Source organism: Pannonibacter sp. SL95 (assembly GCF_026672425.1).
In the GTDB taxonomy this organism is placed as follows: domain Bacteria; phylum Pseudomonadota; class Alphaproteobacteria; order Rhizobiales; family Stappiaceae; genus Pannonibacter.
The window spans coordinates 1,218,819-1,243,018 of sequence record NZ_JAPPRC010000006.1 but is presented as its reverse complement, the minus strand read 5'-3'; the positions used below and the strand labels follow the sequence as shown (position 1 = coordinate 1,243,018).

The following is a 24,200-nucleotide window of genomic DNA, read 5'->3' as shown; positions in this document are numbered from 1 at the left end:
CCAGCCCGCTGCGATTAACCGGCAATGTGGATCCAGCCTGGCTGATGTACGTTGCCCATTGACAGAAACCGGCGGCTCGCGCCTGATACTTCAAAACAAACAACAAGAACATTCCAGAGCAAGGAACACGGACAAAATGTCCAGTACCAAACCGCAACTGCCGCGGGTGGACGCCGATGGCCAGACCATCGCGCTTGTCGTCCTCGACCGTTTTTCCATGATTGCCTTTTCGTCTGTCGTCGAGCCGCTGCGGCTGGCGAACCGGCTGATCGGGCGCGACTACTACCGCTGGACGACCTATTCGCTCGACGGCCTGCCGGTCACGGCCTCGAACGGCTGTCAGATCACCGTGCAGCACGGCATCAAGGACCTGGAAGACGCGGACATCACCCTGCTCTGCACCGGCATCGATGTCGAGCGCCTACCGCTCGACAAGGAACTCGGGACGCGGCTGCGCAAGCTGAACTCGCGCGGGCGGACCTTCGGCGCGATCTGCACCGGAGCCTATTTGCTGGCGCGCTATCAGTTGCTGGAAGGGCGGCGCTGCACCCTGCATTGGGAAAACCTGCGCTCCTTCCGCGAGGAGTTTCCAGGCGTCGAGGTTTCGTCGGACATCTTTGCCATCGACCGCAACTGCATCACCTGCGCCGGCGGCATGGCCTCGCTCGACATGATGCTGCGCCTCATTGCCATCCAGCACGGCGCCTATCTGGCCCATGAAGTGGCCGAGGTCGCGCTCTACCAGAACATGCGCTCGGGTGAGAGCGCCCAGCGCCACGACATCGAGGCGCGCACCGGCATTTCCAACGCCAAGATCCTCGAAGCCATCCGCATCATGGACATGCACATCGAGGATCCCCTGTCGTGCCAGCAGCTGGCAATGACGGTGAACCTGTCGCCGCGCCAGCTGGAACGCCTGTTCCGCCGCCACTTCAACTGCACACCGGGCCAGTATTACCTGAAACTGCGGCTGGAGACCGCGCGCGACCTGTTGCGCCGCACGTCCCGGCCGGTGCTGGATGTGGCGATTGCCTGCGGGTTTGCCTCTACGTCACATTTCACCAAATGCTACCGCGAGCGCTATTCCGTGACACCGACCGAGGAGCGCAACTCCTATCAGGGCGGCAACCGGGAACCGCGGACGGCCAAACCGAAAGCTGCCAAGGCGGCCGTGCCAGCCTGACAATTCATCGGCAGGACATCCGCTGGTTGCCTGTCACCTGATCGACAAGCCCCCCGTCGCCTGGCGGGAGCCGTCAGCTTGATGACACGGTAGGTATTTTCTTTTTCGTCATGGTCGGGCTTGTCCCGACCATCTGCAAGCCATTGATTTGCATAGATCCTCGGCACAAGGCCGAGGATGACGATGGAGAGGTTTCCTGGTTGTCAGCAGTCTGCCCCCGCCGTTTGGCGGGGGTTTTTTATTGCCGCTGGGTGAAATTCGCAATTCGCTAAAATTTTAGACGAAAGGTTCAAGGGTCGTTCGCCGCCACAGGGTACCTTAAGGGCAGTTTCGCGACGGAGACTGTCATGCCCTTCATCCAGCGCATCCTTGCATCGCTTGTTGTTCTCACTGGCCTGTGCCTGCCCGTACAGGCAGCCGAAGGAGCCACGGTTCTGACGGTCGAGGGCCAGTTTGACGGCGGCAGACGCAGTTTCAGCCTGGCCGAACTGGAGGCACTCGGAACGCAGACGTTCACCACCTCGACCCCCTGGCACGACGGCAAGGTCACCTTCGAGGGCGTCGCTTTCGCCCGGTTGATGGAAGTCCTGAAAGCGCAGGGCGATACCGCTGAAGTGACCGCGCTGAATGCCTATTCGATCGACGTTCCGGTCGACGATCTCGTGACGAACAAGGCGATCCTGGCATTGAAACGGGACGGTCAATACATGCCCGTGTCCGACAAGGGGCCGGTGTTCATCATCTATCCGTTCGACGCGGACCCGGCTCTCAATACCGAAGTCCATTATTCGCGTTCTGTCTGGCAGGTGCGCAGCATCGCGTTGCGCTGAGGCCGTGAGACACTTTGGAAGCTGGTCACCATGATTACCCTGGTTCGCCGCCTCGCAATCATTGCCGTCCTTGGCCTCGGGCTGGCGGCAGTCATCTATTCGCACCTGATCGTCTCGCACCAGTCAACGGTGGATCAGGCGAAGCGCTATGACATCGCGTGGACTGGCTTCAACGGCCGGCTGGAGGTGACGTCACTGCGCGAACGGGTGGCCCGGTTTGCTGCGACCGGAGACCAGGATGCAGCCAATGATGTGAAGCTGTTCTTCCAGATCGTTGTTGGCCGCCTCAACACCTGGGGGGCCGGTGAGTTCGGCAAGTTCATTGCCTCCTCGCCCTTGCGCGAAGCCCGCTTCGAAGGTCTCGTGCGGGACCTGACGAGCCTTGAGCCGCTGGTCGAGAAACTTGAGGAACCTCAGGCCCGGGCACAGTTGATGCGTGACCTGATCGCGATCTCGACTGCCATGGACCGGATCGGCGGCGAAGCTTACAGCGCCAGTCTGAATGAAGCCGAGGCCGTACGCAAAAGCCTGCGCGGACAGCTGACGGTCGAGACCTGGATCACCGGCCTTCTCCTGTCGCTCGGCTCGCTGCTGGTGGTCTTCCTCTTGCTGCAGAACCGCTGGCTCAGCCGTGCGCATGCAACGGCCGCAACCTGTGCCGCCAATCACGCCTTTCTGGCCCGGCATGACGCGCTGACGTCCCTGCCCAATCGCCTCGCGTTCCATGATGCCTTCGCACTGGAGATCGAGCGCCAGAGACCTGGCTGCGTTGCCGTACTCGCCATCGATCTCGATGGCTTCAAGGCCATCAATGACACGCTCGGACACACCGCCGGCGATACGTTGCTGATCGCAGTCGGTGACCGCCTGTCGAAATTTGTCAGCTTGTGGCCCGAGGCCTCGGCCGCCCGCTTCGGCGGCGACGAATTCGTGGTGATCCTGCGCGTTGAGGATGGCGTGTCGGAGGCGCTCGACAAAGCCGAGAACCTGCGGCGCGCGCTCGCCGAGCCCTATCGCCTTCCCGATGGCACAGTGGTCATCCAGGCCACCATCGGCCTTGCGGTCGCAACGCCCGCGACGCCGGACCCGATGCAGCTGCCTGACAACGCCGATCTTGCCCTCAGCCATGCCAAAGCCCGCAACAAGGGCACCGTGCAGCTGTTCGATGTGACCATGCGTGCTGACCTGACCCGGCGGCGGCGCATCGAGTCCGACCTTATCGCAGCCATCGCCCTCGGCGAGATTTCGCCGCAGTACCAGCCGCAGGTCGACATGGAGAACGGCCGGATCGTGGGTGTCGAGGCACTCGCACGCTGGACGCATCCGATCCTGGGCCGGATCGGGCCAGACGAATTTGTCCCGATCGCCGAAAGCTCCGGCAAGGTTGTCGAACTGGGCCGCGCGATCCTTGAACGCGCCTGTGCAGAAGCCACGCTGATGCCGGCAGACGTGAAGGTCTCCGTCAACCTGTCGGTCGCCCAGCTCGTACGGGACGATCTGGTCGACACCGTTCAGGAGATCCTGGGACGCACAGGGCTTTCGCCGGCACGGCTCAAGCTGGAAGTGACAGAGTCCATCGTCATGTCGGACACTGATCGCTGTATCGCCACGCTGCGCAAGCTGAAGCAGCTGGGCGTCGCAATCGCACTTGATGATTTCGGCACCGGCTACTCGGCGCTGTCCTATTTGCGCCTGTTCGACTGGGACGAACTGAAGGTCGACCGCAGCTTCGTGCGTTCGATTGGCTCGGATCCGCACTCCCTGTCGATCATCCAGGCGGTGGTCGGTCTTGCCTCGCAGCTCGGGATCAAGGTGACGGTCGAAGGTGTCGAGACAGAAGAACAGCGCAATCTGCTGCGCCACGTCGGCTGCCGGATCGGTCAGGGCTATCTGTTCGGGGCCGCTGTACCGCTGAACATTCTCTCCGCGCGCCTTTTGGGGACCGCGTTACCGGCTCCGGCCGGGCGCCGGGCGCATCTGCGGCTGGTGGACAAAAGCCCGTCTGCGAGCTGATCTTGGCGGTTGGTTTCAGGCGAAACCGGTTCCCACAATCGTAACGGCACGCTACGAAAGAAGTCCCACAAGAGCCAACGATTCCACGGAACCAGATCATGGCCAGCGACATCGAGATTGCCCGCGCAGCGACCCTCAAGCCGATGCCGGAGGTCGCGGCGCGACTTGGGATCCCTGAAGATGCGCTGGAGCCCTATGGCAAGACCAAGGCCAAGATCTCGGCGTCCTTCATCGCGACCCTGAAGGACCGCCCGCGCGGCAAGCTGGTGCTGGTGACCGCGATCAACCCGACACCCGCCGGCGAGGGCAAGACGACGACGACCGTCGGCCTCGGCGACGGGCTGTCCCGCATCGGCAAGAAGGCGGCGATCTGCCTGCGCGAGCCCTCGCTCGGGCCTTGCTTCGGCATGAAGGGCGGCGCGGCCGGCGGCGGCAATGCGCAGGTGGTGCCGATGGAGGACATCAACCTGCATTTCACCGGTGATTTCCACGCCATCACCGCCGCGCACAATCTCCTCTGCGCCCTGCTCGACAATCACCTCTACTGGGGCAATGCGCTTCAGATCGACACCCGCCGCATCGCCCTGCGCCGGGCGCTGGACATGAACGACCGGGCGCTGCGCAATCTGGTGGTGGGGCTCGGTGGCCCGGCCAACGGCGTGCCGCGTGAGGCGGGCTTCGACATCACCGTCGCCTCGGAAGTGATGGCAATCCTGTGCCTGGCCCGCGACCTGAACGATCTGACCGAGCGGCTCGGCCGCATTGTGGTCGGCTCGCGGCGCGACCGCTCGCCGGTCACAGCCAGGGACCTTGGCGCCGACGGGGCCATGACCGTGCTGCTCAAGGAAGCGTTCCAGCCCAACCTGGTGCAGACGCTTGAGCACACCCCTGCCCTCGTGCATGGCGGGCCTTTCGCCAACATTGCCCATGGCTGCAACTCGCTGATTGCCACCGATACGGCGCTGCGGCTGGCCGACTATGTGGTGACGGAAGCGGGCTTCGGCGCGGATCTCGGCGCGGAGAAATTCTTCGACATCAAGTGCCGCAAGGGGGGGCTCGCCCCCTCGGCGGCCGTGCTGGTCGCCACCGTCAGGGCGCTGAAGATGAATGGCGGCATCGCCAAGGCGGACCTTGGCGCGGAGAACGTGGAAGCCGTCACCGCCGGCTGCGTCAACCTTGGCCGGCATATCGAGAACCTCAAGTCCTTCGGCGTGCCGGTGGTGGTGGCGCTCAACCATTTCACCAGCGACACGGCCGCCGAGATCGCCGCCGTGCAGGCCTTCTGCGCCGGCCTCGGCGTCGAGGCGATCCTCTCCACCCACTGGGCCGAAGGCTCGAAGGGTACGGAAGCACTGGCGCGCAAGGTGGTGGAACTGGTGGAAGGCGGCAGCGCCCGCTTCGCCCCGCTCTACGAGGACGTCCTGCCGCTCGCCGACAAGATCGAGACCATCGCCCGGCGCATCTACCGGGCCGGCAGCGTGGTGTTCGACAAGGCCGCGCGCGAGCAGCTGGAGCGCTGGCAGGAGGCGGGCTACGGCCATCTGCCGGTCTGCATGGCCAAGACCCAGTATTCCTTTTCCGCCGATCCGACCCTGCTGGGTGCGCCTGAGGGCCACGAGCTGCCGGTGCGCGAGGTGCGCCTGTCGGCCGGTGCCGGCTTCGTCGTGGCCATCTGCGGCGACATCATGACCATGCCCGGCCTGCCCAAGCAGCCCGCCGCCCTGAGCATCGGCCTCAATGCCGACGGGCAGATCGAGGGGTTGTTCTGAGCGGGCGGTCTCGCCGGCGCTGCGCGTGACGAATATCCCGTAACGTGATATGGATATCCTGCCGGAGGATATCCCATGCCGCTCTATGTCAAGGACGACGAGGTTCTCGAACTTGCCCGTGAACTACAGGCCCTCATCGGGGCCAGCAGCAAGACGGAAGCCGTGCGCACGGCCCTGCGCAACGAGATCGACAGGCAACGGCAAGTGCTGCCGGTTGCCGAGCGGCTCGCCCGATCCCGCCAGCTCGCCGCAGAGATCGGCACGCCGGATCCGGACTTTGATTTCAAGGCTTTCCGCGCTGACCTTTGGGATGAGGCGTGATGTTCCTCGATGCCTCGGCGATCATTGCCCTGCTGTTGCCTGAAACTGACGCGGGCGACCTGACGGCTCGCCTTGACGCGCAAGGGACAGGATTTCATGTCTCGCCGCTGGTCCGCTTCGAAGCCATCGCCGGTCTGGCGCGGGCACGCTGCCGTGAAGGCTCGCCGGAGGCACGGCGGCGCGCGCTGGCACAGGCCCGGGATGCGGTCGACGCGTTGATCGAGGATCTCGCCTGCTCCGACATACCGATCACCACCGAGGTCGGCGAGGCAGCACTCGAGGCCGCCAGCACCTATGGTAAGATGGTCGGCCATCCGGCGGAGCTGAACTTCGGCGACTGCTTTGCCTATGCCTGCGCGAGGTCACGCGGGCTCACGCTTCTCTACAAGGGCGCGGACTTCGCCCGCACCGATCTCGGCTGAGCCCAGGCGACCGCCAGCCTGTCGCAGTCAAGGCGTGGCGTGTCGGATTGGAGACAGCGGCCAGGAGGCGGCGCACGCAGTGTGATGGGACAGCTTTTCCAGCAATGACGGATGGCCCATGTCGGACGACGATATCGATCTCAGTGCCCTTTCCGACGACGATCTCGTCGCCCAGATGCACGATGACCTCTACGACGGTCTCAAGGAAGAGATCGAGGAGGGTGTCCGCATCCTGCTGGATCGTGGCTGGACCCCCTATGAGGTGCTGACCAAGGCGCTTGTCGAGGGCATGCGCATCGTCGGCATCGACTTCCGCGATGGCATCCTGTTCGTGCCGGAAGTGCTCTTGTCGGCCAATGCGATGAAGGCCGGGATGTTCATCCTGCGGCCCCTGCTCGCCGAAACCAACGCGCCGAAGGTCGGCAAGATGGTCATTGGCACCGTGAAGGGCGACATCCACGACATCGGCAAGAACCTCGTCTCGATGATGATGGAAGGCGCCGGCTTCGAAGTGATCGACATCGGCATCAACAATCCGGTCGAGAACTATCTGGCTGCCATCGAGGAGCACAAGCCGGACATCATCGGCCTGTCGGCGCTGTTGACCACCACCATGCCCTACATGAAGGTCGTCATCGACACGCTGGTCGAGAAGGGCATCCGCGACGACTATATCGTGCTCGTCGGCGGCGCGCCGCTGAACGAGGAATTCGGCGAGGCGGTTGGCGCCGATGGCTATTGCCGCGACGCCGCCGTGGCGGTGGAAACCGCCAAGGACCTGATCGCCCGCCGGCACAACCGACTGGCAAAGGCCTGAGATCATGGCCGCGCGGCCCGGAGCACAGATCCCGGCCGCGCCCGCTGTCCCTGACGACGGCGGAACGGATCGCAAGCCTTCAGTCCTCGTGCTGGCTTGCGGCGCGCTGGCGCGGGAAATTCTCGCCCTGACCGCCCAGCATGGACTCTCCCATCTCGACCTGCATTGCCTGCCCGCGCAATTGCACAACACACCGGACCGGATCGCACCGGCGGTGGCTACAGCACTCGCCGACCGGGGCGCGGGCTATGACGAGGTGCTGGTGGCCTATGCCGATTGCGGCACCGGCGGACATCTCGACAAGGTGCTGGCGGCCCATCCGAAGGCAAAGCGCATCGACGGCGCGCACTGCTACGCCTTCTTCGCCGGGCTCGCCGCCTTCGACCGGCTGGAGGACGACCAGCTTGGCAGCTTTTATCTCACCGATTTCCTAGCCCGCCACTTTCAGACGATGGTGATCGAGCCGCTCGGCCTCGACCGGCATCCCGAGCTGCGCGACATGTATTTCGGCAACTACACCCGGCTTGTCTATCTGGCACAGACCGAGGACGCGGACCTGACGAGAGCCGCCGAACAGGCGGCAGCGACGCTTGGGCTGCCGTTCGTGCGCATCGCCACCGGCTATGGACTGTTGGCGGATTTCCTGCAGCCGGCGCCTCAGGGCAGCGCGGCCGTCTGAGCGCCCGATTCCGCAGAATCCCTTACGTTCCACTGGCGTCGCTTTCGCACCGTGCCGTGTCGTCTTCTGCCGTCCTGCTGCTTGTTCTTCAGCCAAGATTGATCATCACTTGAGCAGTCGGAAGGACATCCATGGCGCAGCTCATCGTTGTTTACTGGCGCGACATTCCGGCCCAGGTGCTGGTGAAGTCCGGCCGCAAGACTGCCCGCCGGGAACTGCCGCCCGTGTTCATGGAAGCCGTTGATGCCGCCGCCATGCGCGTTGGCGCCAAGGACAGCGAAGCCTATCTGGCCGAATGGCGCCGCGCCGATCCGGTCGAGGTTGGCGATGACCTGGAGGCGGAAGCGGACCGCGCCGTGGCGACGCTTGTTGCCGATTTTCCCCGCGAGCGCGTTCTGGCGCTGGCGGCCAATGGCGGCCTTGCGCCGCAAGCCTGAGGAACCTGCCCCAAATGCCGGACCCGCGCCTTAATGCTGCCGGACGCCTTGCCGCCTCGACCGAGGTGTCGCCGCGCCAGGTCTGCGAAAAATCCGACCTGCTGACGGGCGTGCCGCTCGGAACGCGGGTCTATGTCACGGATCTCGGCAACTGCTCCGAGGACCAGATCGTGGAGGCCGCCCGGCGCGTCAAGGACGCCGGACTGGTGCCGGTGCCACACATGGCGGCCCGGCGCTATGACAGCCTTGCCGCCTTCGAGCGCCGCATCACGCGCCTGACGCAGGAAGCCGGCGTCGCGGACGTTCTGGCGATTGCCGGCGAGGCCGAGACGCCAGGACCGTTGACCTCGTCCGTCGCCCTGATCGAGACGGGACTGTTCGACAAGCTCGGTATCCGCAGCATTGCGGTCGCCGGCCATCCGGAAGGCGCGCCCGACATTCCGGCCCCGGTGATCCGGGACTTCCTGATGAAGAAGCACGCGCTCGCCGCGAGCAGCGATGCGGCGTTCCTGATCGTCACACAGTTCGGGTTTGATCCGCACCGGGTCGCGCTCTGGCTGGACGAACTGACGGCCTGGGGCAACACCTTTCCCGTCCATCTGGGCGTGGCGGGGCCGGCCAAGATGACGACGCTGCTGAAGTTCGCCGCATTCGCCGGCGTCGAGAACTCGCTGAATTTCCTCAAGAAACGCGGTGGCGCCGTGGTGTCGATGCTGACCGGCTACGACCCCGCGTCGATGGTAGAGCCGCTCGAGGCGCGGGTGCGCTCGCATCCGGCCACCCCGCTCGCCCAGATCCATGTCTATCCCTTCGGCGGCCTTGCCAAGACGACCGAATGGCTGTCCCAGCGCGGGTCCTGGGGGCCTGCCGCCGCCTCCCCTTTTGACGCACAGGAGCTTGCCCGATGACCCGCACGATTGTCGCATCCGCCACGAAGGAAATCGTCATCGGCTTTGACCAGCCGTTCTGCGTCATCGGCGAGCGCATCAACCCGACGGGGCGCAAGAAGCTGGCGGCCGAGATGATCGAAGGCAACTTCGACACGGTCATCAAGGACGCGCTGGCGCAGGTGGCCGCCGGCGCGACGATGCTCGACATCAATGCCGGCGTGACAGCGGTCAATCCGAACGAGACGGAACCGCCGCTCCTCGTCAAAACTCTCGAGATCGTTCAGGGGCTTGTCGACATTCCCTTGTCCATCGATTCATCCGTGTCAGCCGCCATCGAGGCCGGTCTGAAGGTGGCCAAGGGCCGGCCGCTGGTCAATTCGGTGACCGGCGAGGACGAAAAGCTCGAGGCGATCCTGCCGCTCATCAAGAAATACAACGTACCGGTGGTGGCGATCTCCAACGACGAGACCGGCATTTCCGAGGATCCGGACGTGCGGTTCGCGGTTGCCAAGAAGATCGTGGAACGGGCGGCCGACTATGGCATTCCGGCCTGCGACATCGTGGTCGACCCTCTGGTGATGCCGATCGGGGCGATGGGAACGGCGGGACGCCAGGTGTTCCATCTCCTGCGCCGGCTGCGCGAGGAGCTGAAGGTGAACACCACCTGCGGCCTCTCCAACATCTCCTTCGGCCTGCCGCATCGCCATGGCATCAACTCGGCCTTCATCCCGATGGTGATCGCCAGCGGCATGACCAGCGCCATCATGAACCCCTGCCGGCCGCAGGAGATGGAAATGGTGCGCGCCGGGAATGTGCTTGCCGGCAATGACCCCAACTGTCAGGAATGGATCATGAACTATCGCGACTACAAGCCCGGCGGGGCCGAAGGCGCGCCCGCCGGACCGGAAGCACCCGCTGCAGGCGCATCGCGCCGGCGCGGTGGACGCGAGGCTCGCCTGCGGCAGGGGTGAGCCCCGGGCATACCGCCCCTCTCCCCGCTGCCGGTCGGAGTGATCATGTCCCGTTCCAAGCAGTTCACCAATGATCTGGCCAGCCTGTGGTTTCAGGCTCCCCTCGTCATCGCCATGCGCACGCAAGCGATGCTGCTGGCCGCCGCCACCGGCTCCACCCGCGAAAACGCCGAGATGGGCCGCATGATCGGCGAGAAGGCCGCCGCCATGGTTGAAGGCACGCTGGCCGCGCAGCAGGCCATGGCCCTGCAGGCGACCCGCGCGATGACCCAGGTGGCGCTTGGCCGCAAGCCGGCGGCCCTGAAGCCCGAACCCATCGCCCATGCGGCGGTGAAGCCCTTTGCCAAGCGCGTGCGCGCCAACACCCGGCGGCTGACCAAGACCTGACACCGCCCGAACGCACATTGAGGACACCTTGAACGACAGCCTGCCGACGCCAGCCACCGGTTCTTCCTCCTCGCCTGCCGCGCCGCAGGTCACCGCCCGCGTGGTGTTCCAGCCGAGCGGCCGGCGCGGGACGTTCGACATCGGCACGCCGCTGCTGGATGCCGCCAGGGCGCTCGGGGTGTACGTAGAATCTGTCTGCGGCGGGCGCGGCATTTGCGGCAAGTGCCAGTGCTCGGTGTCCGAGGGCCAGTTTGCCAAGGAAGGCCTGTCGAGCGCCGCCGGGCATCTCGCGCCGGCGACCGACAAGGAAAGCCGCTACGCCGAGCTGCGCGGGCTGGCCAGTGACCGGCGCCTGTCCTGCCAGGCGAAAATCCTCGGCGATCTTGTCATCGACGTGCCGACGGAGGCCCAGACCAACCGGCAGATCGTGCGCAAGCGCGCCGAGATCCGCCACATCGATCCCGATCCGGCTGTTCGCCTCGTCACCGTGCGGGTTGAAGAGCCGGACATGGAGACCCCGCGCGGTGATGCCGACCGCCTGCGCGAGGCGCTTGAAGCGGCCTCCGGCCTTACCGGCCTGCGCTTCGATCCGCCGCTGCTGGCGAGCGTCCAGACCGTCCTGCGCAAGGGACAGTGGCAGGTGACGGCCGCGCTTTATGACGACGCGGGCGAGCCGCCGCTCGTCATCGGCCTGTGGCCCGGCGAGAAGACCACCGCCTACGGCCTTGCCGTGGACATCGGCTCGACCACCATCGCCGCGCATCTGTGCGACCTGACGACCGGTCGCACCGTTTCCTCAGCCGGCACGTCCAATCCGCAGATCCGCTTCGGCGAGGATCTGATGTCGCGCGTCTCCTATGTGCAGATGAACCCGGCGCGCCTGCCGGACCTCACCCGCACCGTGCGCGAGGCAATCAACGCGCTGGTCGGCAAGCTTGTCGCAGACGTCGGCGCAAGCCGCAGCGATGTGCTCAACGCCACCTTCGTCGGCAATCCGGTGATGCATCACCTGTTTCTGGGCATCGACCCGACGGAGCTCGGCGGCGCGCCCTTTGCACTCGCCGTCTCCGACGCGCTGACGCTGCCCGCCCGTGATCTGGTGCTGGAACTGGCGCCGGGCGCGCGCGTCTACATGCTGCCCTGCATTGCCGGCCATGTTGGCGCCGACGCGGCCGCCGCAACGCTGGCCGAGGCGCCCGGCAAGGGCGAGGCGCTGACGCTTCTCGTCGACATCGGCACCAATGCGGAAATCGTGCTGGGCAACCGCGACCGGCTGCTCGCCGCCTCCTCCCCCACCGGCCCCGCCTTCGAGGGCGCGGAGATCACCTGCGGCCAGCGCGCGGCCCCCGGCGCGATCGAGCGCATCCGCATCGACCGGGTGACGCTGGAGCCGCGCTTCAAGGTCATCGGGCTGGACGAGTGGTCGGACGAGCCGGGCTTTGCCGAGAAGGTCGATCAGGTCGGCGTCACCGGCATCTGCGGCTCGGGCATCATCGAGGCGGTGGCGGAGATGTATCTCTCAGGCCTCATCAACGAGGACGGCGTCATCGACGGGGCAATGGCCGAACGCACGGCGCGGATCGTGCCGAACGGGCGCACCTACAGCTATGTCATCGCCGGTGACGGCATTGCGATCACCATCACCCAGACCGACATCCGCTCGATCCAGCTCGCCAAGGCCGCGCTCTATGCCGGCGTGAAGCTGCTCTCCGACAAGCTCGGCAATCCGCCCATCGACCGCATCCGTCTTGCCGGTGCCTTCGGCAGCTACATCGACCCGATGTATGCCATGGTCATCGGCCTCATTCCGGATTGCGACCTCGACGCGGTCAGCGGGGTGGGCAATGCCGCCGGCACAGGCGCGCGCATGGCCCTCCTCAGCCGCAAGCACCGGCGCGAGGTGGAAGAGATCGTGCGCGGCATCGAGAAGATCGAGACCGCGCTGGAGCCCGATTTCCAGGCGCATTTCGTCAATGCCATGGCCCTGCCCAACAAGGCCGACCCGTTCGAAAAACTCCGCGCCGCCGTGGCCCTGCCGGAACCTAAAGGCGGCAACGATGGCCCCGACGGCGGCCGCCGGAGACGGCGGCGGGGGTGAAGGACTGACCCTTGGCATCGGCGCCCCGCGCTGCCAGCGGGGCGCGCCGTATCCACGTCCGCATCTGCTTGCAGGGCCTCGCAGATTGATTCAGCCAGGTCACAATCCGATTCCGTTTCATTGGACAAGACCCTGTTTCCGCAACAGCTTTCGCAAGTTGATGTGGTGAGTCCGGTGGTTGTGAAACTGAGTCAGGGGCTTCACGAAATGAGTCAGACGCCGGGTGGGGCATCGCTGGCGAAATAGTCCAAGCGTTTGCCCGGATCGTCCATTCAGACAGAACAGCGCATGGGAGAGAGTGGCCTTCACCGGCGGCGGAGGGGCGGCCGGGTGAGGAGGAGATTCCCGTGCGCACGCAGGTCGTCATTATTGGAGCCGGGCCGTCGGGCCTGCTGCTGTCGCAGCTTCTGCATCTGAGCGGCATTGATTGCGTGGTGCTGGAGCGCAAGAGCGCCGACTACGTGCTGTCGCGCATCCGCGCAGGCGTGCTGGAACAGGGCATGGTGGACATGCTGGAACGCGCCGGACTGGGCCAGCGCATGCACGAGATCGGGCTGCCGCATGACGGGTTCCGCCTTGCCGTGGGCGAGACAGCCCTCAGGATCGACCTGAAGCGGCTGACCGGGCGGAGCGTCATGGTCTATGGCCAGACCGAGGTGACGCGGGACCTGATGCAGGCGCATGACGCGCGGGACGCACAGGTCATTTACGAGGCCGAGGCGGTGACGCCGCTCGACTTCGACGGCGACCATCCGCGGGTGACCTATATGCAGGACGGGGTGACGCGGGAGATCGCCTGCGACTTCATCTGCGGCTGCGACGGTTATCATGGCGTGGCGCGGGCGAGCGTGCCCAAGGGGGCGATCACCGACTACGAAAAGGTCTATCCCTTTGGCTGGCTGGGCATCTTGGCGCATGTGCCGCCGGTGGACCACGAGCTGATCTATGCCAACCACCCGCGCGGTTTCGCGCTGGCTTCGATGCGCTCGCACAGCCTGTCGCGCTATTACATCCAGGTGCCGCTCGACACGCCGCTGGAGGCCTGGCCGGATGCGGCGATCTGGGACGAGCTGAAGCGCCGGCTGGGCGAGGAGGCGGCCGCGCGGATGCGAACCGGACCGTCGATCGAGAAGAGCATTGCCCCCTTGCGCAGCTTCGTCGCTGAACCCCTGCGCTTCGGCCGGCTGTTCCTGGCCGGGGACGCGGGCCATATCGTGCCGCCGACGGGGGCGAAGGGGCTCAATCTGGCCGCATCCGACATCCACTATCTCTCGGACGGCCTGATCGAGTTCTACCGCGAGAAATCGAGGGCCGGGATCGATGCCTATTCGGCGCGGGCGCTGGCACGGATCTGGAAGGCGGAACGCTTCTCCTGGTGGATGACGCGGCTGTTGCACCAGTTTCCGGAGGAAGGCGCCTTCGACGCGCGGATGCAGCAAGCGGAGATGGATTATCTCGCCGGATCGCAGGCGGCGCAGACGAGCCTTGCGGAAAACTACGCTGGACTGCCTTACTGAACCAAAGCCTCGGCCTGCTCCGGGTCGGCCTGCGCAGTATCGGCCTGTTCAGTATCGGCCTGTGCAGTGAACAGAAGGCTGGTCATGTAGGTTTGGGCATCGGCGGTGATCTGCCGGTCAAAGGCGATCACATCGCGCACGAGGCGGGTGCAGGGCGGGCACAGCTCGCTGAAGGGGATGAGGCGCGAGGCGGAGAGCTGGAGCGTCTCCTGCCCGACCACCGAGGGTACGATGGTGTGGGCAACATCACTCACCGCGCGCGGATCGAGGCCGACGAGCCAGCCGACGAGCATCAGATTGATCGCGGTCAGATAGATCCCGGCGTAGCGGGGCGTCAGGGTCAGCAGGCGGCTCATGCGAGGGCGGTCCGGTCAGTTCATCTCCTGCCCTATTGATTAACGCAGGCAGGCAGCCAACCCCACACCCTTTACGCGAAATTAACTCAAATTGTTAAAACATCGTTAATGTTGACGATTGGCTAATTTCGGAAGCGACGGATCAGGCGGGGCCGTCGTCGCGGTGACGGGCACGGAAATCGGCCGGTGCCTCGCCGGTCTCCTTGCGGAAGACGCGGGAGAAATAGGCCGGATCCTCGAAACCCAACTCATAGGCGACCTGGGACACGCTGAGGCCGGAGAAGGCGAGCAGGCGGCGCGCCTCGATGATGAGACGCTCGCGCACCGCCTGGGGCGCGGTGCGGCCGATGAACAGGCGGCAGTAGCGGTTGAGCCGTTGCACGGTGAGGCCCATGGCCTCGGCATAGGGCTCTGCGTTCCAGTCCTGGCGGTAGCGCTCCTCGACCAGCTGGCGAAAGCGGAACAGGGAAAAGCCGGGGGCGGCATCGGGGGCAACGGCCGGGCCTTCGCCGGGAAACAGCACCAGGAGCGTCAAGGCCACGAGCGGGCGGAACAGGGCGCGGCGGCGGCGGCCGGTGTCGAATTCGGCCGCCATCTCGGCGCAGTAGAAGCCGAGGCGGACGCCATCGGCCTCGGGATGGATCAGCGTGTTGCCGCTCGAGGTCAGCGCGCGCTGCTCGGCTTCCGATCGGGTTGTGCCGCCGGAGACGAGATAGTCCGGCGTGAAGGAGACCACATAGCCCTCGGTGTCGGGCTGGAAACTCCAGCCATGCAGCGTGTGCGGCGGGGTGAAGCAGAGGCCGCCGGGGCGGATCTCGCGCTCGCTCCCCTCCTCCACCAGCCGCCCGCCACCACGCGTGATGTGCAGCACCTGGGCCAGATGGGCGTGGGCATGGGGCTCGAGCTGCCAGCCGAGCGCCCGGGAGCGGGCGCGGATGGTCTCGATGTGGAAGAAGTCAAACTCCGCCGCGCCCTCGGTCTCGCCGTAGAGGTGGTAACTGGGAAGGGACGCGGGCGACGGCATGGCGGGCTCAGGGTTTGGAGGATATGGGCCGGGCGATCCGGCATGAACCGCCCAAAGCCCCATCAAATGCCCTCACCCGGCGGAGTGGTGGGCGTGCCAGTGCCAGGCGATGTCGATGCGGCGGGTGAGCCAGACCTTGTCGTGGCCGGCGACATAGTCGAGGAAGCGGGCGAGCGCGGCTGCCCGGCCCGGACGACCGACGAGGCGGCAATGCAGGCCGATCGACATCATCTTCGGGCTGCCCTCCTCGCCCTCGCGGTAGAGCGTGTCGAAGCTGTCCTTCAGATAGTCGAAGAAGTGGTCGCCGGTGTTGAAGCCCTGGGGCGTGGCGAAGCGCATGTCGTTGGCGTCGAGCGTGTAGGGAATGACCAGATGCGGCCCGTTCGGGCCCTCGACCCAATAGGGCAGATCGTCGGCGTAGCTGTCGCTGTCATAGAGGAAACCGCCGGTTTCCATGACGAGGCGGCGGGTGTTCATGGAGCAGCGGCCGGTGTACCAGCCCATCGGGCGTGAGCCGGTCACCTCCTCATGCAGGCGGATGGCCTCGAGGATCTGGGCGCGCTCCACCTCCTCCGGCATGTCGGCGTGCTCGATCCACTTGAGGCCGTGCGAGGCGATTTCCCAGTCGGCCTCCTTCATGGCCGCGACAACGTCCGGATTGCGGGCGAGCGCGGTCGCGACGCCATAGACGGTGACGGGGATGTTGCGGCTGGTGAACATGCGCCACAACCGCCAGAAGCCGGCGCGCGAGCCGTATTCGTAGATGGATTCCATGTTCCAGTGGCGCTTGCCCGGCCAGGGCTGTGCCCCGACGATCTCGGACAGGAAGGCCTCGGAGGCCGCATCGCCATGCAGGATGTTGTTCTCGCCGCCTTCCTCGTAGTTGACGACGAACTGCACCGCCACATTGGCCTCGCCCGGCCAGTGCGGATGGGGAATGGCACGGCCGTAGCCGACCATGTCACGGGGATAGGATGCGTCCATGCGCCTGAATTCCTTCTGCAAATTCAGGCTATGGAACCTGACCCGCGCGGCTTTGGCAAGACGCAGATGCGCGCTGTCAGTCGCGAGGAAGCGGGCGGCGCACAGTGGCGTGCACGCGGATCGGGATCAGCTCGCCCTCAATGCGGTCCCGGCGACCGGACCCGGTGTCATCGTCAGAGGACAGCGACATGATCGCGGTGCCCATGACGGCAGAGCCGAGGGTGATCAGAAGGCCGAAGGCAAGCAGCACGAGGGGGACCACCGGATCCTCGGCGTTGGCGATGAGATCGCGCAGGCCCGCTGCGTTGCTCACGAGCAGGCCACCGAAGGCCAGCATCGACACCCCGAAACCGATCACACCATTGATTGCCAGCAGGCGGAACAGCGGGTTTTGCGGAAGGAGGCGATCAGCCTGGCGCTGCAGAAAGGAAAACTCAGTCGTCATCATGGGACCTCCAGATCCGGGTCTGGTCGCACAGGGGCAGACGCGTGGCGCTGCCTGATTTTTTTGTCGGTGTCCGGGCCAGCCGACCGCGAAGCACCATGAGAGCATGCGCCAGCTTTTTGACTTCGGCAATGGTGCAAAAGGCGCAAGATGCGCGGCGATCCACCACAGAAGCCATCACACCGGCAAGCAGGGCTAACGCTTCCTCTCTGGCTGCACCTGAAACCAGGCAGCACCTGAATATTTTGCCAAGCTATATTGTTTTGATATATATCGATCCGATATTGGCATTGAACCGTACAAGGATCGTTGCGGCAGGCTGAGCCGACTGCGGCGGGAACGCCGCAGACGAGAGATGGCCTTCCCGGCGACGAAATCAAGAGACGGCCCCCGCAAGCTCGCGGCAAAGAGCGGCGGATCAGGCAGCACGAAACGGTCTGACGCAAGCGCCAGTCCAGAACATCACGGCCGGTCGAGCACCGCCCAGACGGACAAAACCTGTCCTCACGGGCGGACCCGGTCGCCATCGGTGCCCGCAAGGGCCGACAAAGGCGAAACATGGATGCTGACGGGCGGGACACCTGTCACAGCCGGACACGGGGCAGAGCAGGATCATGAGCGTGCGCAGACTTTGCCTGGCCATTCTCAATTTTGGTGATGCCACCGGATATGAAATCCGGAAGGCCTCGACCGAAGGCGAGTTCAGTTACTTCGAAGAGGCCGGCTTCGGCTCGATCTACCCGACCTTGGCCAAGCTGGAGGCCGAGGGCCTGGTGACGTTCCGCCATGAGGCGCAGGACGGCAAGCCGGCGCGCAAGGTCTATTCCATCACCGAAGGGGGGCGCGACGAGCTGCGCGCGCTTCTGTCCGAGCCGCTGGCGAAGGACACGTTCCGCTCGCCCTTCCTGCTCGTGGCCATGTGCGCCGATCTGGTGGGCGGGACTGTCGTGCGCCGGGCCATCGACCGGCACATGGAGCAGATCAAGGCCGAAATCGACCAGCTCAAGCAGATGACCGCCGATTGCGACCATCCGGCCACGGCCTGGACGATCAACTGCGGCATCACCTGCATGGAACAGAACCTCAGATACCTCGAAATGAACCGCAGCGAGCTTGAACGTCTGGCCGAGGTCAGGAGCGGCAGCGATGCCGTGGCGCTGGCCCATGTTGAGCAAGATCGCTGCAAGCTGCCGACGGCAGCTGAATGAAACACCCCTTTTTCCGTATGACGGAGTTCAGGTCATGCAACTGAAGATGTCCTATGTGCTCGCGGCCCTCATTGCCGGAGGCGTGGGCTTCTGGATGTGGAGCGGCGATGTGGTTGTTGGCGGCCGTGCTGACAGCGAAACCGCTGCCCCTCCCCCCGCAGCCCGGCAGGAAAGCCGCAAGGATGCGCCGTTCAAGGTCAAGGTGCGGAACATGACCGCGCTCGACCGGATCACCACGCTGGAAATCCGCGGCATCACCGAGGCCGAAGCCAAGGTGACCGTGCGGGCCGAGACCAGCGGCCAGATCAAGGAGCGCCCGGCTCGGGAAGGCGGAACCGTCGCCAAGGGCGATGTGCTCTGCGTGCTTGACCGCGGCACCCGCGAGGCCCGCGTTCTGGAAGCCGAGGCAATGCTGGCGCAGGCAAAGCTGGACTTTGATGCCGCCAGCCAGCTCAGCTCGAAAGGCTTTGCGGCCGAGAACCGGGTGGCAGCCCTGAAGGCCGGGTTTGACGCAGCCACGGCGCGCCTGCGCGAGGCTGAACTGGAGCTGGAGCGCACAGTCATCCGCGCGCCTGTCTCCGGCGTCGTCGAAAGCCCGATGGCCAAGGTTGGCGATCACCTGTCGATTGGCGCGGCCTGTGGCACACTGGTCGACACCGATCCGATGATCGCGATTGGCCAGGTGCCGGAAGCCGAAATCGGCCTCATCCAGGTCGGAATGCCGGCCGAGGTCAATCTCGTCACTGGCCAGGTGCCGAAGGGCAAGGTGCGCTACGTCGCGCCGGCTGCTGACCCCAACACGCGGACGTTCCGTGTCGAGATCGAGTTCCCCAATCCGGACGGGATTGCCCGCGACGGCACCACGGCGCTGACACGGTTGCCGCTCAAGGCCGAGAAAGCGCACAAGATTTCGCCAGCCATCCTGACACTGGACGACGCTGGCCGTGTCGGCGTGCGGATCGTGCGCGATGACAACACCGCCCAGTTCATGCCGGTGACTGTCATTGGTGGTGAAGCCGACGGTGTCTGGATCGCCGGCCTGCCGGAAACGGTGAAGTTGATCATCGTCGGCCAGGACTACGTTGGCGATGGCCAGACGGTCGAGCCGGTGCTGGATGTTGCGGAGGTTTCTCAATGATCGAGATGCTTGAAGCGGTCCTGCGCCGCCCAAAAACGGTTTTCATGCTGATGATGGCGCTCGTCATCGCCGGCACGGTGACCTACATCGGGATCCCGAAGGAAGACAGCCCGGACATTGACGTACCGGTGTTCTATGTCTCGATCAGCCAGCAGGGCATTTCGCCGGAGGACGCAGAGCGGCTGCTTGTGCGGCCGATGGAAACCGAGCTGCGCAGCCTGGACGGGCTGAAGGAACTGACGGCAATCGCCTCCGAAGGCCATGCCGGCATCATTCTGGAATTCGACATCTCGTTCAACAAGGACGAGGCCATGTCGGACGTGCGCGACAAGGTGGATCAGGCCAAGGCCAAGCTGCCGACCGAGGCAGATGAGCCGACGATCAGCGAAACCAACTTCGCCCTCGCCCCGACGATCACCGTGACGCTGTCGGGCAATGTTCCGGAACGCACGCTCTACACCCACGCACGCAAGCTGAAGGACCAGATCGAATCCATCGACACGGTCCGCTCGGCCGATCTTGCCGGGCACCGGGACGAGCTGCTGGAAGTGCTGATCGACACACGCAAGCTGGAATCCTACGCCATCACCCAGCAGGAGCTGCTGACGTCGCTGACGCAGAACAACCAGCTGGTTCCCGCAGGCTTCATTGACAGCGGCGCGGGCCGGTTCAACGTCAAGGTTCCCGGTCTCGTCGAGACCGCCGAGGACGTTTACTCCCTGCCGCTGAAGCAGTTCGGGGAAGGCGTCGTCACGCTTGGGGACGTGGCTGAAATCCGGCGCACGTTCAAGGACGCGACGTCCTACACCCGCGTCAACGGCAACCCGGCCATCGCGCTGAACGTGACCAAGCGGATCGGCACCAACGTCATCATCAACAACGAGGCGGTGCGCAAGGTTGTCGAGGAGACCTCGAAGGACTGGCCGGAGACGATCCGGGTCGACTTCATGCTCGACCAGTCAGCCAACATCTTCGAAGTGCTGGGCTCGCTGGAATCCTCGATCCTGACGGCCATTTTCCTCGTGATGGTGCTGATCATCGCGACACTCGGCGTGCGCTCGGCCCTTCTGGTGGGTCTGGCGATCCCGACCTCGTTCATGGTCGGCTTCCTGATCCTGGCTGGCCTTGGCTACACCGTGAACATCATGGTGATGTTCGGCCTAGTGCTGACCGTTGGCATGCTGGTGGACGGCGCCATCGTGATGGTGGAATACGCCGACCGCAAGATTGCGGAAGGCATGGACGACCTGGAGGCCTATATCCGGGCCGCCAAGCTGATGTTCATGCCGATCATGTCCTCCACGGCAACGACGCTGGCAGCCTTCCTGCCGATGCTGATGTGGCCGGGGGTGGCGGGCGAGTTCATGAGCTACCTGCCAATCATGGTGATCATCGTCCTGACGGCCGCCACGATTACCGCAACCGTGTTCATTCCGGTCACCGGCGGTATCTTCGCCATCGTCTCCCGCTTCATTTCCCGGCATGCAACCACGCTTCTGGCGCTGGTGTTCGCCGGACTGGCGGCCGCGACGGTTGTTGAAGCTCCGGTGCTCGGGCTTGGCGTTCCGGAAGGTCTTGTGACGCCGCTGGCGGCACTTGCCTTCGTTGTCGCCGGCGTGTTGTCGTTCCTGGTGCTGCGTCCGGTCGTGCGCTGGTCGCAGGCACGGGCCGCCATCCGGGCTGCCGAAGACAAGGCCCAGGCGGAAATCCTGTCCGGGTCGCATGCCTTTGACGTGCGCGAAGTCGGCGGCATCGGCGGACTGTATGTCCGGGTGCTGAAGTTCCTGGCCGGCAATCCGGTCGGCAACCTGCTCGCCTTCGGCGGCATGATCGCCCTGTGCACCTGGATCTTCATCGGCTTTTCGGCCAACAGCAGCGGTGTCGAGTTCTTCGTGGACGAGGAGCCTGATCAGGCCGTCGTGCTGATTTCCGGCCGTGGCAACCTCTCGTCTGCCGAAGCCCGGGATCTAGTCGCCGATGTGGAGCGGGTCGTCATCTCGACGCCCGGCATCCAGAATGCGGTGACCTCCGCCTTCGCACCTGGCGGCGGCGGTGGCGGCGGCAACGCCCTCGGCATTCAGGGCAAGCCGGCTGATGTCATCGGCGAAATCCAGATGGATCTGGCCGACTTCTGCTGCCGCCGGCGCTATGAGGAAATTGCGCAGGAGATCCGTGAGCGGACAGCACCGCTGCCCGGCATCAAGGTAGAACTGCGCAAGATCGAAGGCGGCCCCCCGACCGGCAAGGACGTGCAGCTGGAAGTGCGCTCGACGGACTACGACACCGTTGTCGAGACGGTGGCGCGGATCCGGGCGCACATGAACCAGATGGACGGGCTGATGGACCAGGAGGATGACCGCCCCCTGCCCGGCATCGAATGGCAGCTTTCCATCGACCGCGAACAGGCAGGCCGCTATCAGGCAGGCATTGCCTCGGTCGGCAGCATGGTGCAGCTCGTGACCAACGGCGTACTGATCGGCAAGTACAGGCCCGACGACAGCGAAGACGAAGTGGACATCCGCGTTCGCCTGCCGGAATCCGAGCGCACACTGGACCGGTTCGACGAACTCCGGCTGCAGACGCCGCTCGGACTGGTGCCGCTGGCGAACTTCGTCACCCGCGAACCGGCACAGAAGGTGTCGTCGATCACCCGGCGTGATGGCCAGTATTCGATGATGCTCAGGGCCTCGGTCGACAAGGCGGCCGGCGTGCTGCCGGACGAAAAGGTGCAGGAGCTGGACAGCTGGCTGAAGACCCAGACCTGGCCGGAAAGTGTGCACCTGAAGTTCCGCGGCGCCGATGAAGACCAGAAGGAAAGCGGCGAGTTCCTGATGAAGGCGATGATCGCCTCGCTGTTCCTGATGTTCATCATCCTGCTGACGGAATACAACTCGTTCTACCAGACCTTCATCACGCTGCTCACCGTGGTTCTGTCGGTGTTCGGGGTGTTGCTGGGCATGTGGATCACGGGCCAGAAGTTCTCCATCATCATGACGGGAACGGGCATCGTGGCGCTGGCGGGCATCGTGGTGAACAACGCCATCATCCTGCTCGACACGTTCAACCGCTTCCGCGAGGACGGCATGGCGACGCTGGATGCGATCCTCAAGACGTCGCTGCAACGCCTGCGCCCGATCATGCTGACGACCATCACCACGATCATCGGCCTGGTGCCGATGGCGACGCAGATCAACCTGGACTTCGTCAACCAGGTGACGGCGATCGGCGGCATCACCTCGGTGTGGTGGGTGCAGCTGTCGACGGCGGTGATGTTCGGACTTGGCTTCTCGACCGTGCTGACGCTGGTGATGGTGCCAGTGATGGTGGCCGCGCCCAGCACCTGGGTCCGCACCTGGCAGCGGTTTGCCCGGCGCAAGACAGCAGAGAGCGACGCGGTACCGGTTGCGGCGGAACCCGCGGCTCCGGTCACACCGGCAGCGGCCACGCCGGCAGCGGCCGTGGTCAGCCTGCCCCAGCGCAAGGACCCGCCCGCCCCGCCGATGAACCTGCCCCAGGCAGCGGAGTGAGCCAGACAACAAAACACCGCCGGAGCAATCCGGCGGTGCGCGGTTGATGACAAACCCTCTGTCGTCATCCCGGACGCAGCGAAGCGGAGATCCGGGACCGGAGAGCCAACGTCTCTCTGGGGCTAATTCATCCGAAAACTCGAGGCCTCGACTCTCCGGTCCCGGCTCGGCGCTGCGCTTGGCCGGGATGACGCCGGTGGACTCCAACTCTCGCTTCATTACCCTCACCGCCGGAGCAATCCGGCGGTGTTTTTGTTTGGGCGATGATGTTGCAAGAGGCGCGGTCAGTCCGGCTTGCGTTCCACAGACGGGTCAGGCTGGACTTCGTCGGTCAGCGTGTCGTCCTCATCCGGCGAGTTCTCGGGCAAGGGATGGCCGATGGCATCGGCGCGCTTGTGGGCCTGATAGCTGCGCAGGGCAAAGGGGATCGAGGCGAGATAGGCGAGCGAGGCGAGGGCGAGCATCTCGTAGGGATAGCTGACCGTTAGCGCGACCAGCAGCACCGCCAGAACGAACAGCGGCAGCACCAGATCACGGCGGACGCGCGTGCCGACCTTCTTGCCGGAATAGGTCGGCAGGCGGCTGATCATCAGGAAGCCGATGAAGACCGTGTAGAGCGCCACCGGCGGGGCCAGCTCCGGCCAATGCGGCAGAAGGCCCAGAAACTCGAGATAGATTGGCATCAAGACAGTCAGCGCGCCAGCGGGAGCCGGGACGCCGGTGAAGAAATGCACCGACCAGGCCGGCTTGTCCGGGTCATCAAGCGCGGCATTGAAGCGGGCAAGGCGCAGGGCAGCGCAGATCGCGTAAGCGAGCGCGGCGATCCAGCCGAGCGACTTTGCCTCGTCCAGCAGCCAGACATAGAGCATCAGGGCCGGGGTGACGCCGAAGTTGACGAAGTCGGCCAGCGAATCCAGTTCCGCGCCGAACTTCGACGTGCCTTTCAGAAGGCGGGCGACGCGGCCGTCGAGCGCGTCGAGCACGGCGGCAATGAGCACCGCGCCGACGGCGAATTCCCAGCGGCCTTCCAGCGCCATGCGGATGCCGGTGAGGCCCGAGCACAGGGCCAGCAGCGTCACCAGATTGGGCAGGATGAGACGGAGCGGGACCTTCGAGAACCGGCCTGGCCGCCGCCGGCTGCTGTTCTCGTCGCCCGGTTCGAAACTGGCAAAGGGCGGGGTCAC

23 protein-coding genes are annotated in these 24,200 nt (G+C 65.0%); 18 read left to right on the top strand and 5 right to left on the bottom strand.

What is annotated here, in order from left to right; all coding sequences use genetic code 11:
* Positions 1 to 136: 136 nt before the first annotated feature.
* The 14 genes from OVA12_RS22605 (at position 137) to pobA (ending at position 14,334) form a co-directional block, all read left to right on the top strand.
* On the top strand, positions 137 to 1,183 hold the full coding sequence (locus OVA12_RS22605) for a GlxA family transcriptional regulator (RefSeq protein WP_268141001.1): 1,047 nt from the start codon (positions 137 to 139) through the stop codon (positions 1,181 to 1,183).
* 347 nt (positions 1,184 to 1,530) lie between these two features.
* Positions 1,531 to 2,013: an oxidoreductase gene (locus OVA12_RS22600; protein ID WP_268140999.1), complete on the top strand. Its 483-nt coding sequence runs from the start codon at positions 1,531 to 1,533 to the stop codon at positions 2,011 to 2,013.
* Positions 2,014 to 2,043: 30 nt separating this feature from the next.
* Positions 2,044 to 4,026 (top strand): putative bifunctional diguanylate cyclase/phosphodiesterase, encoded by a 1,983-nt coding sequence (locus OVA12_RS22595; protein WP_268140997.1) that lies wholly within the window; start codon positions 2,044 to 2,046, stop codon positions 4,024 to 4,026.
* A gap of 98 nt (positions 4,027 to 4,124) precedes the next feature.
* Entirely contained in the window at positions 4,125 to 5,795 is a 1,671-nt protein-coding gene (locus OVA12_RS22590) for a formate--tetrahydrofolate ligase (RefSeq protein ID WP_268140995.1), read from the top strand.
* Positions 5,796 to 5,870: 75 nt separating this feature from the next.
* Positions 5,871 to 6,116, top strand: coding sequence for a type II toxin-antitoxin system VapB family antitoxin (locus OVA12_RS22585; RefSeq protein WP_268140993.1), 246 nt, complete (start codon positions 5,871 to 5,873; stop codon positions 6,114 to 6,116).
* Positions 6,116 to 6,538, top strand: a complete 423-nt coding sequence (locus OVA12_RS22580; protein ID WP_268140991.1) for a type II toxin-antitoxin system VapC family toxin — start codon at positions 6,116 to 6,118, stop codon at positions 6,536 to 6,538. Before OVA12_RS22585 ends, OVA12_RS22580 begins: the two co-directional genes overlap by 1 nt.
* 118 nt (positions 6,539 to 6,656) lie before the next feature.
* Complete coding sequence (locus tag OVA12_RS22575) at positions 6,657 to 7,355, top strand: corrinoid protein (protein ID WP_106752075.1); 699 nt, start codon at positions 6,657 to 6,659, stop codon at positions 7,353 to 7,355.
* A gap of 4 nt (positions 7,356 to 7,359) precedes the next feature.
* Positions 7,360 to 8,034: a DUF1638 domain-containing protein gene (locus OVA12_RS22570; protein ID WP_268140988.1), complete on the top strand. Its 675-nt coding sequence runs from the start codon at positions 7,360 to 7,362 to the stop codon at positions 8,032 to 8,034.
* Between the two features lie 131 nt (positions 8,035 to 8,165).
* On the top strand, positions 8,166 to 8,471 hold the full coding sequence (locus OVA12_RS22565) for a virulence factor (RefSeq protein ID WP_268140985.1): 306 nt from the start codon (positions 8,166 to 8,168) through the stop codon (positions 8,469 to 8,471).
* 14 nt (positions 8,472 to 8,485) lie between these two features.
* A complete protein-coding gene (locus tag OVA12_RS22560; protein ID WP_268140983.1) occupies positions 8,486 to 9,379 on the top strand; it encodes a methylenetetrahydrofolate reductase in 894 nt (297 codons plus the stop codon).
* Positions 9,376 to 10,332 carry a methyltetrahydrofolate cobalamin methyltransferase gene (locus OVA12_RS22555; RefSeq protein WP_106752071.1) on the top strand — a complete coding sequence of 319 codons (957 nt, stop codon included), beginning with the start codon at positions 9,376 to 9,378 and terminating at the stop codon, positions 10,330 to 10,332. The genes OVA12_RS22560 and OVA12_RS22555 overlap by 4 nt, the downstream gene beginning before the upstream one ends.
* Before the next feature lie 45 nt (positions 10,333 to 10,377).
* Positions 10,378 to 10,719, top strand: coding sequence for a hypothetical protein (locus tag OVA12_RS22550; protein ID WP_268140980.1), 342 nt, complete (start codon positions 10,378 to 10,380; stop codon positions 10,717 to 10,719).
* A 40-nt stretch (positions 10,720 to 10,759) separates the two neighbouring features.
* A complete protein-coding gene (locus OVA12_RS22545) occupies positions 10,760 to 12,817 on the top strand; it encodes an ASKHA domain-containing protein (RefSeq protein ID WP_442793930.1) in 2,058 nt (685 codons plus the stop codon).
* A 347-nt stretch (positions 12,818 to 13,164) separates the two neighbouring features.
* Positions 13,165 to 14,334: a 4-hydroxybenzoate 3-monooxygenase gene (pobA, locus tag OVA12_RS22540; protein ID WP_268140978.1), complete on the top strand. Its 1,170-nt coding sequence runs from the start codon at positions 13,165 to 13,167 to the stop codon at positions 14,332 to 14,334.
* On the opposite strand, the gene OVA12_RS22535 is transcribed toward pobA, so the two are convergent.
* The 4 genes from OVA12_RS22535 to OVA12_RS22520 all read right to left on the bottom strand — a co-directional run bounded on the left by OVA12_RS22535 (position 14,328) and on the right by OVA12_RS22520 (position 17,146).
* Positions 14,328 to 14,690, bottom strand: coding sequence for a hypothetical protein (locus OVA12_RS22535; RefSeq protein WP_268140975.1), 363 nt, complete (start codon positions 14,688 to 14,690; stop codon positions 14,328 to 14,330). The genes pobA and OVA12_RS22535 overlap by 7 nt on opposite strands.
* 142 nt (positions 14,691 to 14,832) lie before the next feature.
* Positions 14,833 to 15,714 (bottom strand): helix-turn-helix domain-containing protein, encoded by an 882-nt coding sequence (locus OVA12_RS22530; RefSeq protein WP_268140973.1) that lies wholly within the window; start codon positions 15,712 to 15,714, stop codon positions 14,833 to 14,835.
* 72 nt (positions 15,715 to 15,786) lie between these two features.
* Entirely contained in the window at positions 15,787 to 16,698 is a 912-nt protein-coding gene (gene puuE / locus OVA12_RS22525; protein WP_268140971.1) for an allantoinase PuuE, read from the bottom strand.
* A 76-nt stretch (positions 16,699 to 16,774) separates the two neighbouring features.
* The gene (locus OVA12_RS22520) at positions 16,775 to 17,146 is read right to left on the bottom strand and encodes a hypothetical protein (RefSeq protein ID WP_268140969.1); all 372 of its coding nucleotides are present in this window, start codon (positions 17,144 to 17,146) and stop codon (positions 16,775 to 16,777) included.
* Between the two features lie 41 nt (positions 17,147 to 17,187).
* Between OVA12_RS22520 and OVA12_RS22515 the strand changes: the two genes are divergently transcribed.
* The 4 genes from OVA12_RS22515 to OVA12_RS22500 all read left to right on the top strand — a co-directional run bounded on the left by OVA12_RS22515 (position 17,188) and on the right by OVA12_RS22500 (position 23,016).
* Entirely contained in the window at positions 17,188 to 17,466 is a 279-nt protein-coding gene (locus OVA12_RS22515; RefSeq protein ID WP_268140967.1) for a hypothetical protein, read from the top strand.
* A 291-nt stretch (positions 17,467 to 17,757) separates the two neighbouring features.
* Positions 17,758 to 18,351, top strand: a complete 594-nt coding sequence (locus OVA12_RS22510) for a PadR family transcriptional regulator (protein ID WP_268140965.1) — start codon at positions 17,758 to 17,760, stop codon at positions 18,349 to 18,351.
* A 34-nt stretch (positions 18,352 to 18,385) separates the two neighbouring features.
* Positions 18,386 to 19,489, top strand: coding sequence for an efflux RND transporter periplasmic adaptor subunit (locus tag OVA12_RS22505; protein ID WP_268140962.1), 1,104 nt, complete (start codon positions 18,386 to 18,388; stop codon positions 19,487 to 19,489).
* Positions 19,486 to 23,016: an efflux RND transporter permease subunit gene (locus OVA12_RS22500; RefSeq protein WP_268140960.1), complete on the top strand. Its 3,531-nt coding sequence runs from the start codon at positions 19,486 to 19,488 to the stop codon at positions 23,014 to 23,016. Before OVA12_RS22505 ends, OVA12_RS22500 begins: the two co-directional genes overlap by 4 nt.
* Before the next feature lie 284 nt (positions 23,017 to 23,300).
* Here OVA12_RS22500 and OVA12_RS22495 read toward each other — a convergent pair whose 3' ends face one another.
* Positions 23,301 to 24,200 carry a CDP-alcohol phosphatidyltransferase family protein gene (locus OVA12_RS22495; RefSeq protein WP_268140958.1) on the bottom strand — a complete coding sequence of 300 codons (900 nt, stop codon included), beginning with the start codon at positions 24,198 to 24,200 and terminating at the stop codon, positions 23,301 to 23,303.

Coding starts and splice junctions, on each gene's coding strand:
- puuE (WP_268140971.1), bottom strand. CDS start 16,698: ATGGACGCATCCTATCCCCGTGACATGGTCGGCTACGGCCGTGCCATT.
- OVA12_RS22565 (WP_268140985.1), top strand. CDS start 8,166: ATGGCGCAGCTCATCGTTGTTTACTGGCGCGACATTCCGGCCCAGGTG.
- OVA12_RS22520 (WP_268140969.1), bottom strand. CDS start 17,146: ATGATGACGACTGAGTTTTCCTTTCTGCAGCGCCAGGCTGATCGCCTC.
- OVA12_RS22535 (WP_268140975.1), bottom strand. CDS start 14,690: ATGAGCCGCCTGCTGACCCTGACGCCCCGCTACGCCGGGATCTATCTG.
- OVA12_RS22600 (WP_268140999.1), top strand. CDS start 1,531: ATGCCCTTCATCCAGCGCATCCTTGCATCGCTTGTTGTTCTCACTGGC.
- OVA12_RS22570 (WP_268140988.1), top strand. CDS start 7,360: ATGGCCGCGCGGCCCGGAGCACAGATCCCGGCCGCGCCCGCTGTCCCT.
- OVA12_RS22500 (WP_268140960.1), top strand. CDS start 19,486: ATGATCGAGATGCTTGAAGCGGTCCTGCGCCGCCCAAAAACGGTTTTC.
- OVA12_RS22550 (WP_268140980.1), top strand. CDS start 10,378: ATGTCCCGTTCCAAGCAGTTCACCAATGATCTGGCCAGCCTGTGGTTT.
- OVA12_RS22585 (WP_268140993.1), top strand. CDS start 5,871: ATGCCGCTCTATGTCAAGGACGACGAGGTTCTCGAACTTGCCCGTGAA.
- OVA12_RS22575 (WP_106752075.1), top strand. CDS start 6,657: ATGTCGGACGACGATATCGATCTCAGTGCCCTTTCCGACGACGATCTC.
- OVA12_RS22595 (WP_268140997.1), top strand. CDS start 2,044: ATGATTACCCTGGTTCGCCGCCTCGCAATCATTGCCGTCCTTGGCCTC.
- OVA12_RS22590 (WP_268140995.1), top strand. CDS start 4,125: ATGGCCAGCGACATCGAGATTGCCCGCGCAGCGACCCTCAAGCCGATG.
- OVA12_RS22580 (WP_268140991.1), top strand. CDS start 6,116: ATGTTCCTCGATGCCTCGGCGATCATTGCCCTGCTGTTGCCTGAAACT.
- OVA12_RS22530 (WP_268140973.1), bottom strand. CDS start 15,714: ATGCCGTCGCCCGCGTCCCTTCCCAGTTACCACCTCTACGGCGAGACC.
- OVA12_RS22555 (WP_106752071.1), top strand. CDS start 9,376: ATGACCCGCACGATTGTCGCATCCGCCACGAAGGAAATCGTCATCGGC.
- OVA12_RS22510 (WP_268140965.1), top strand. CDS start 17,758: ATGAGCGTGCGCAGACTTTGCCTGGCCATTCTCAATTTTGGTGATGCC.
- OVA12_RS22560 (WP_268140983.1), top strand. CDS start 8,486: ATGCCGGACCCGCGCCTTAATGCTGCCGGACGCCTTGCCGCCTCGACC.
- OVA12_RS22605 (WP_268141001.1), top strand. CDS start 137: ATGTCCAGTACCAAACCGCAACTGCCGCGGGTGGACGCCGATGGCCAG.
- OVA12_RS22505 (WP_268140962.1), top strand. CDS start 18,386: ATGCAACTGAAGATGTCCTATGTGCTCGCGGCCCTCATTGCCGGAGGC.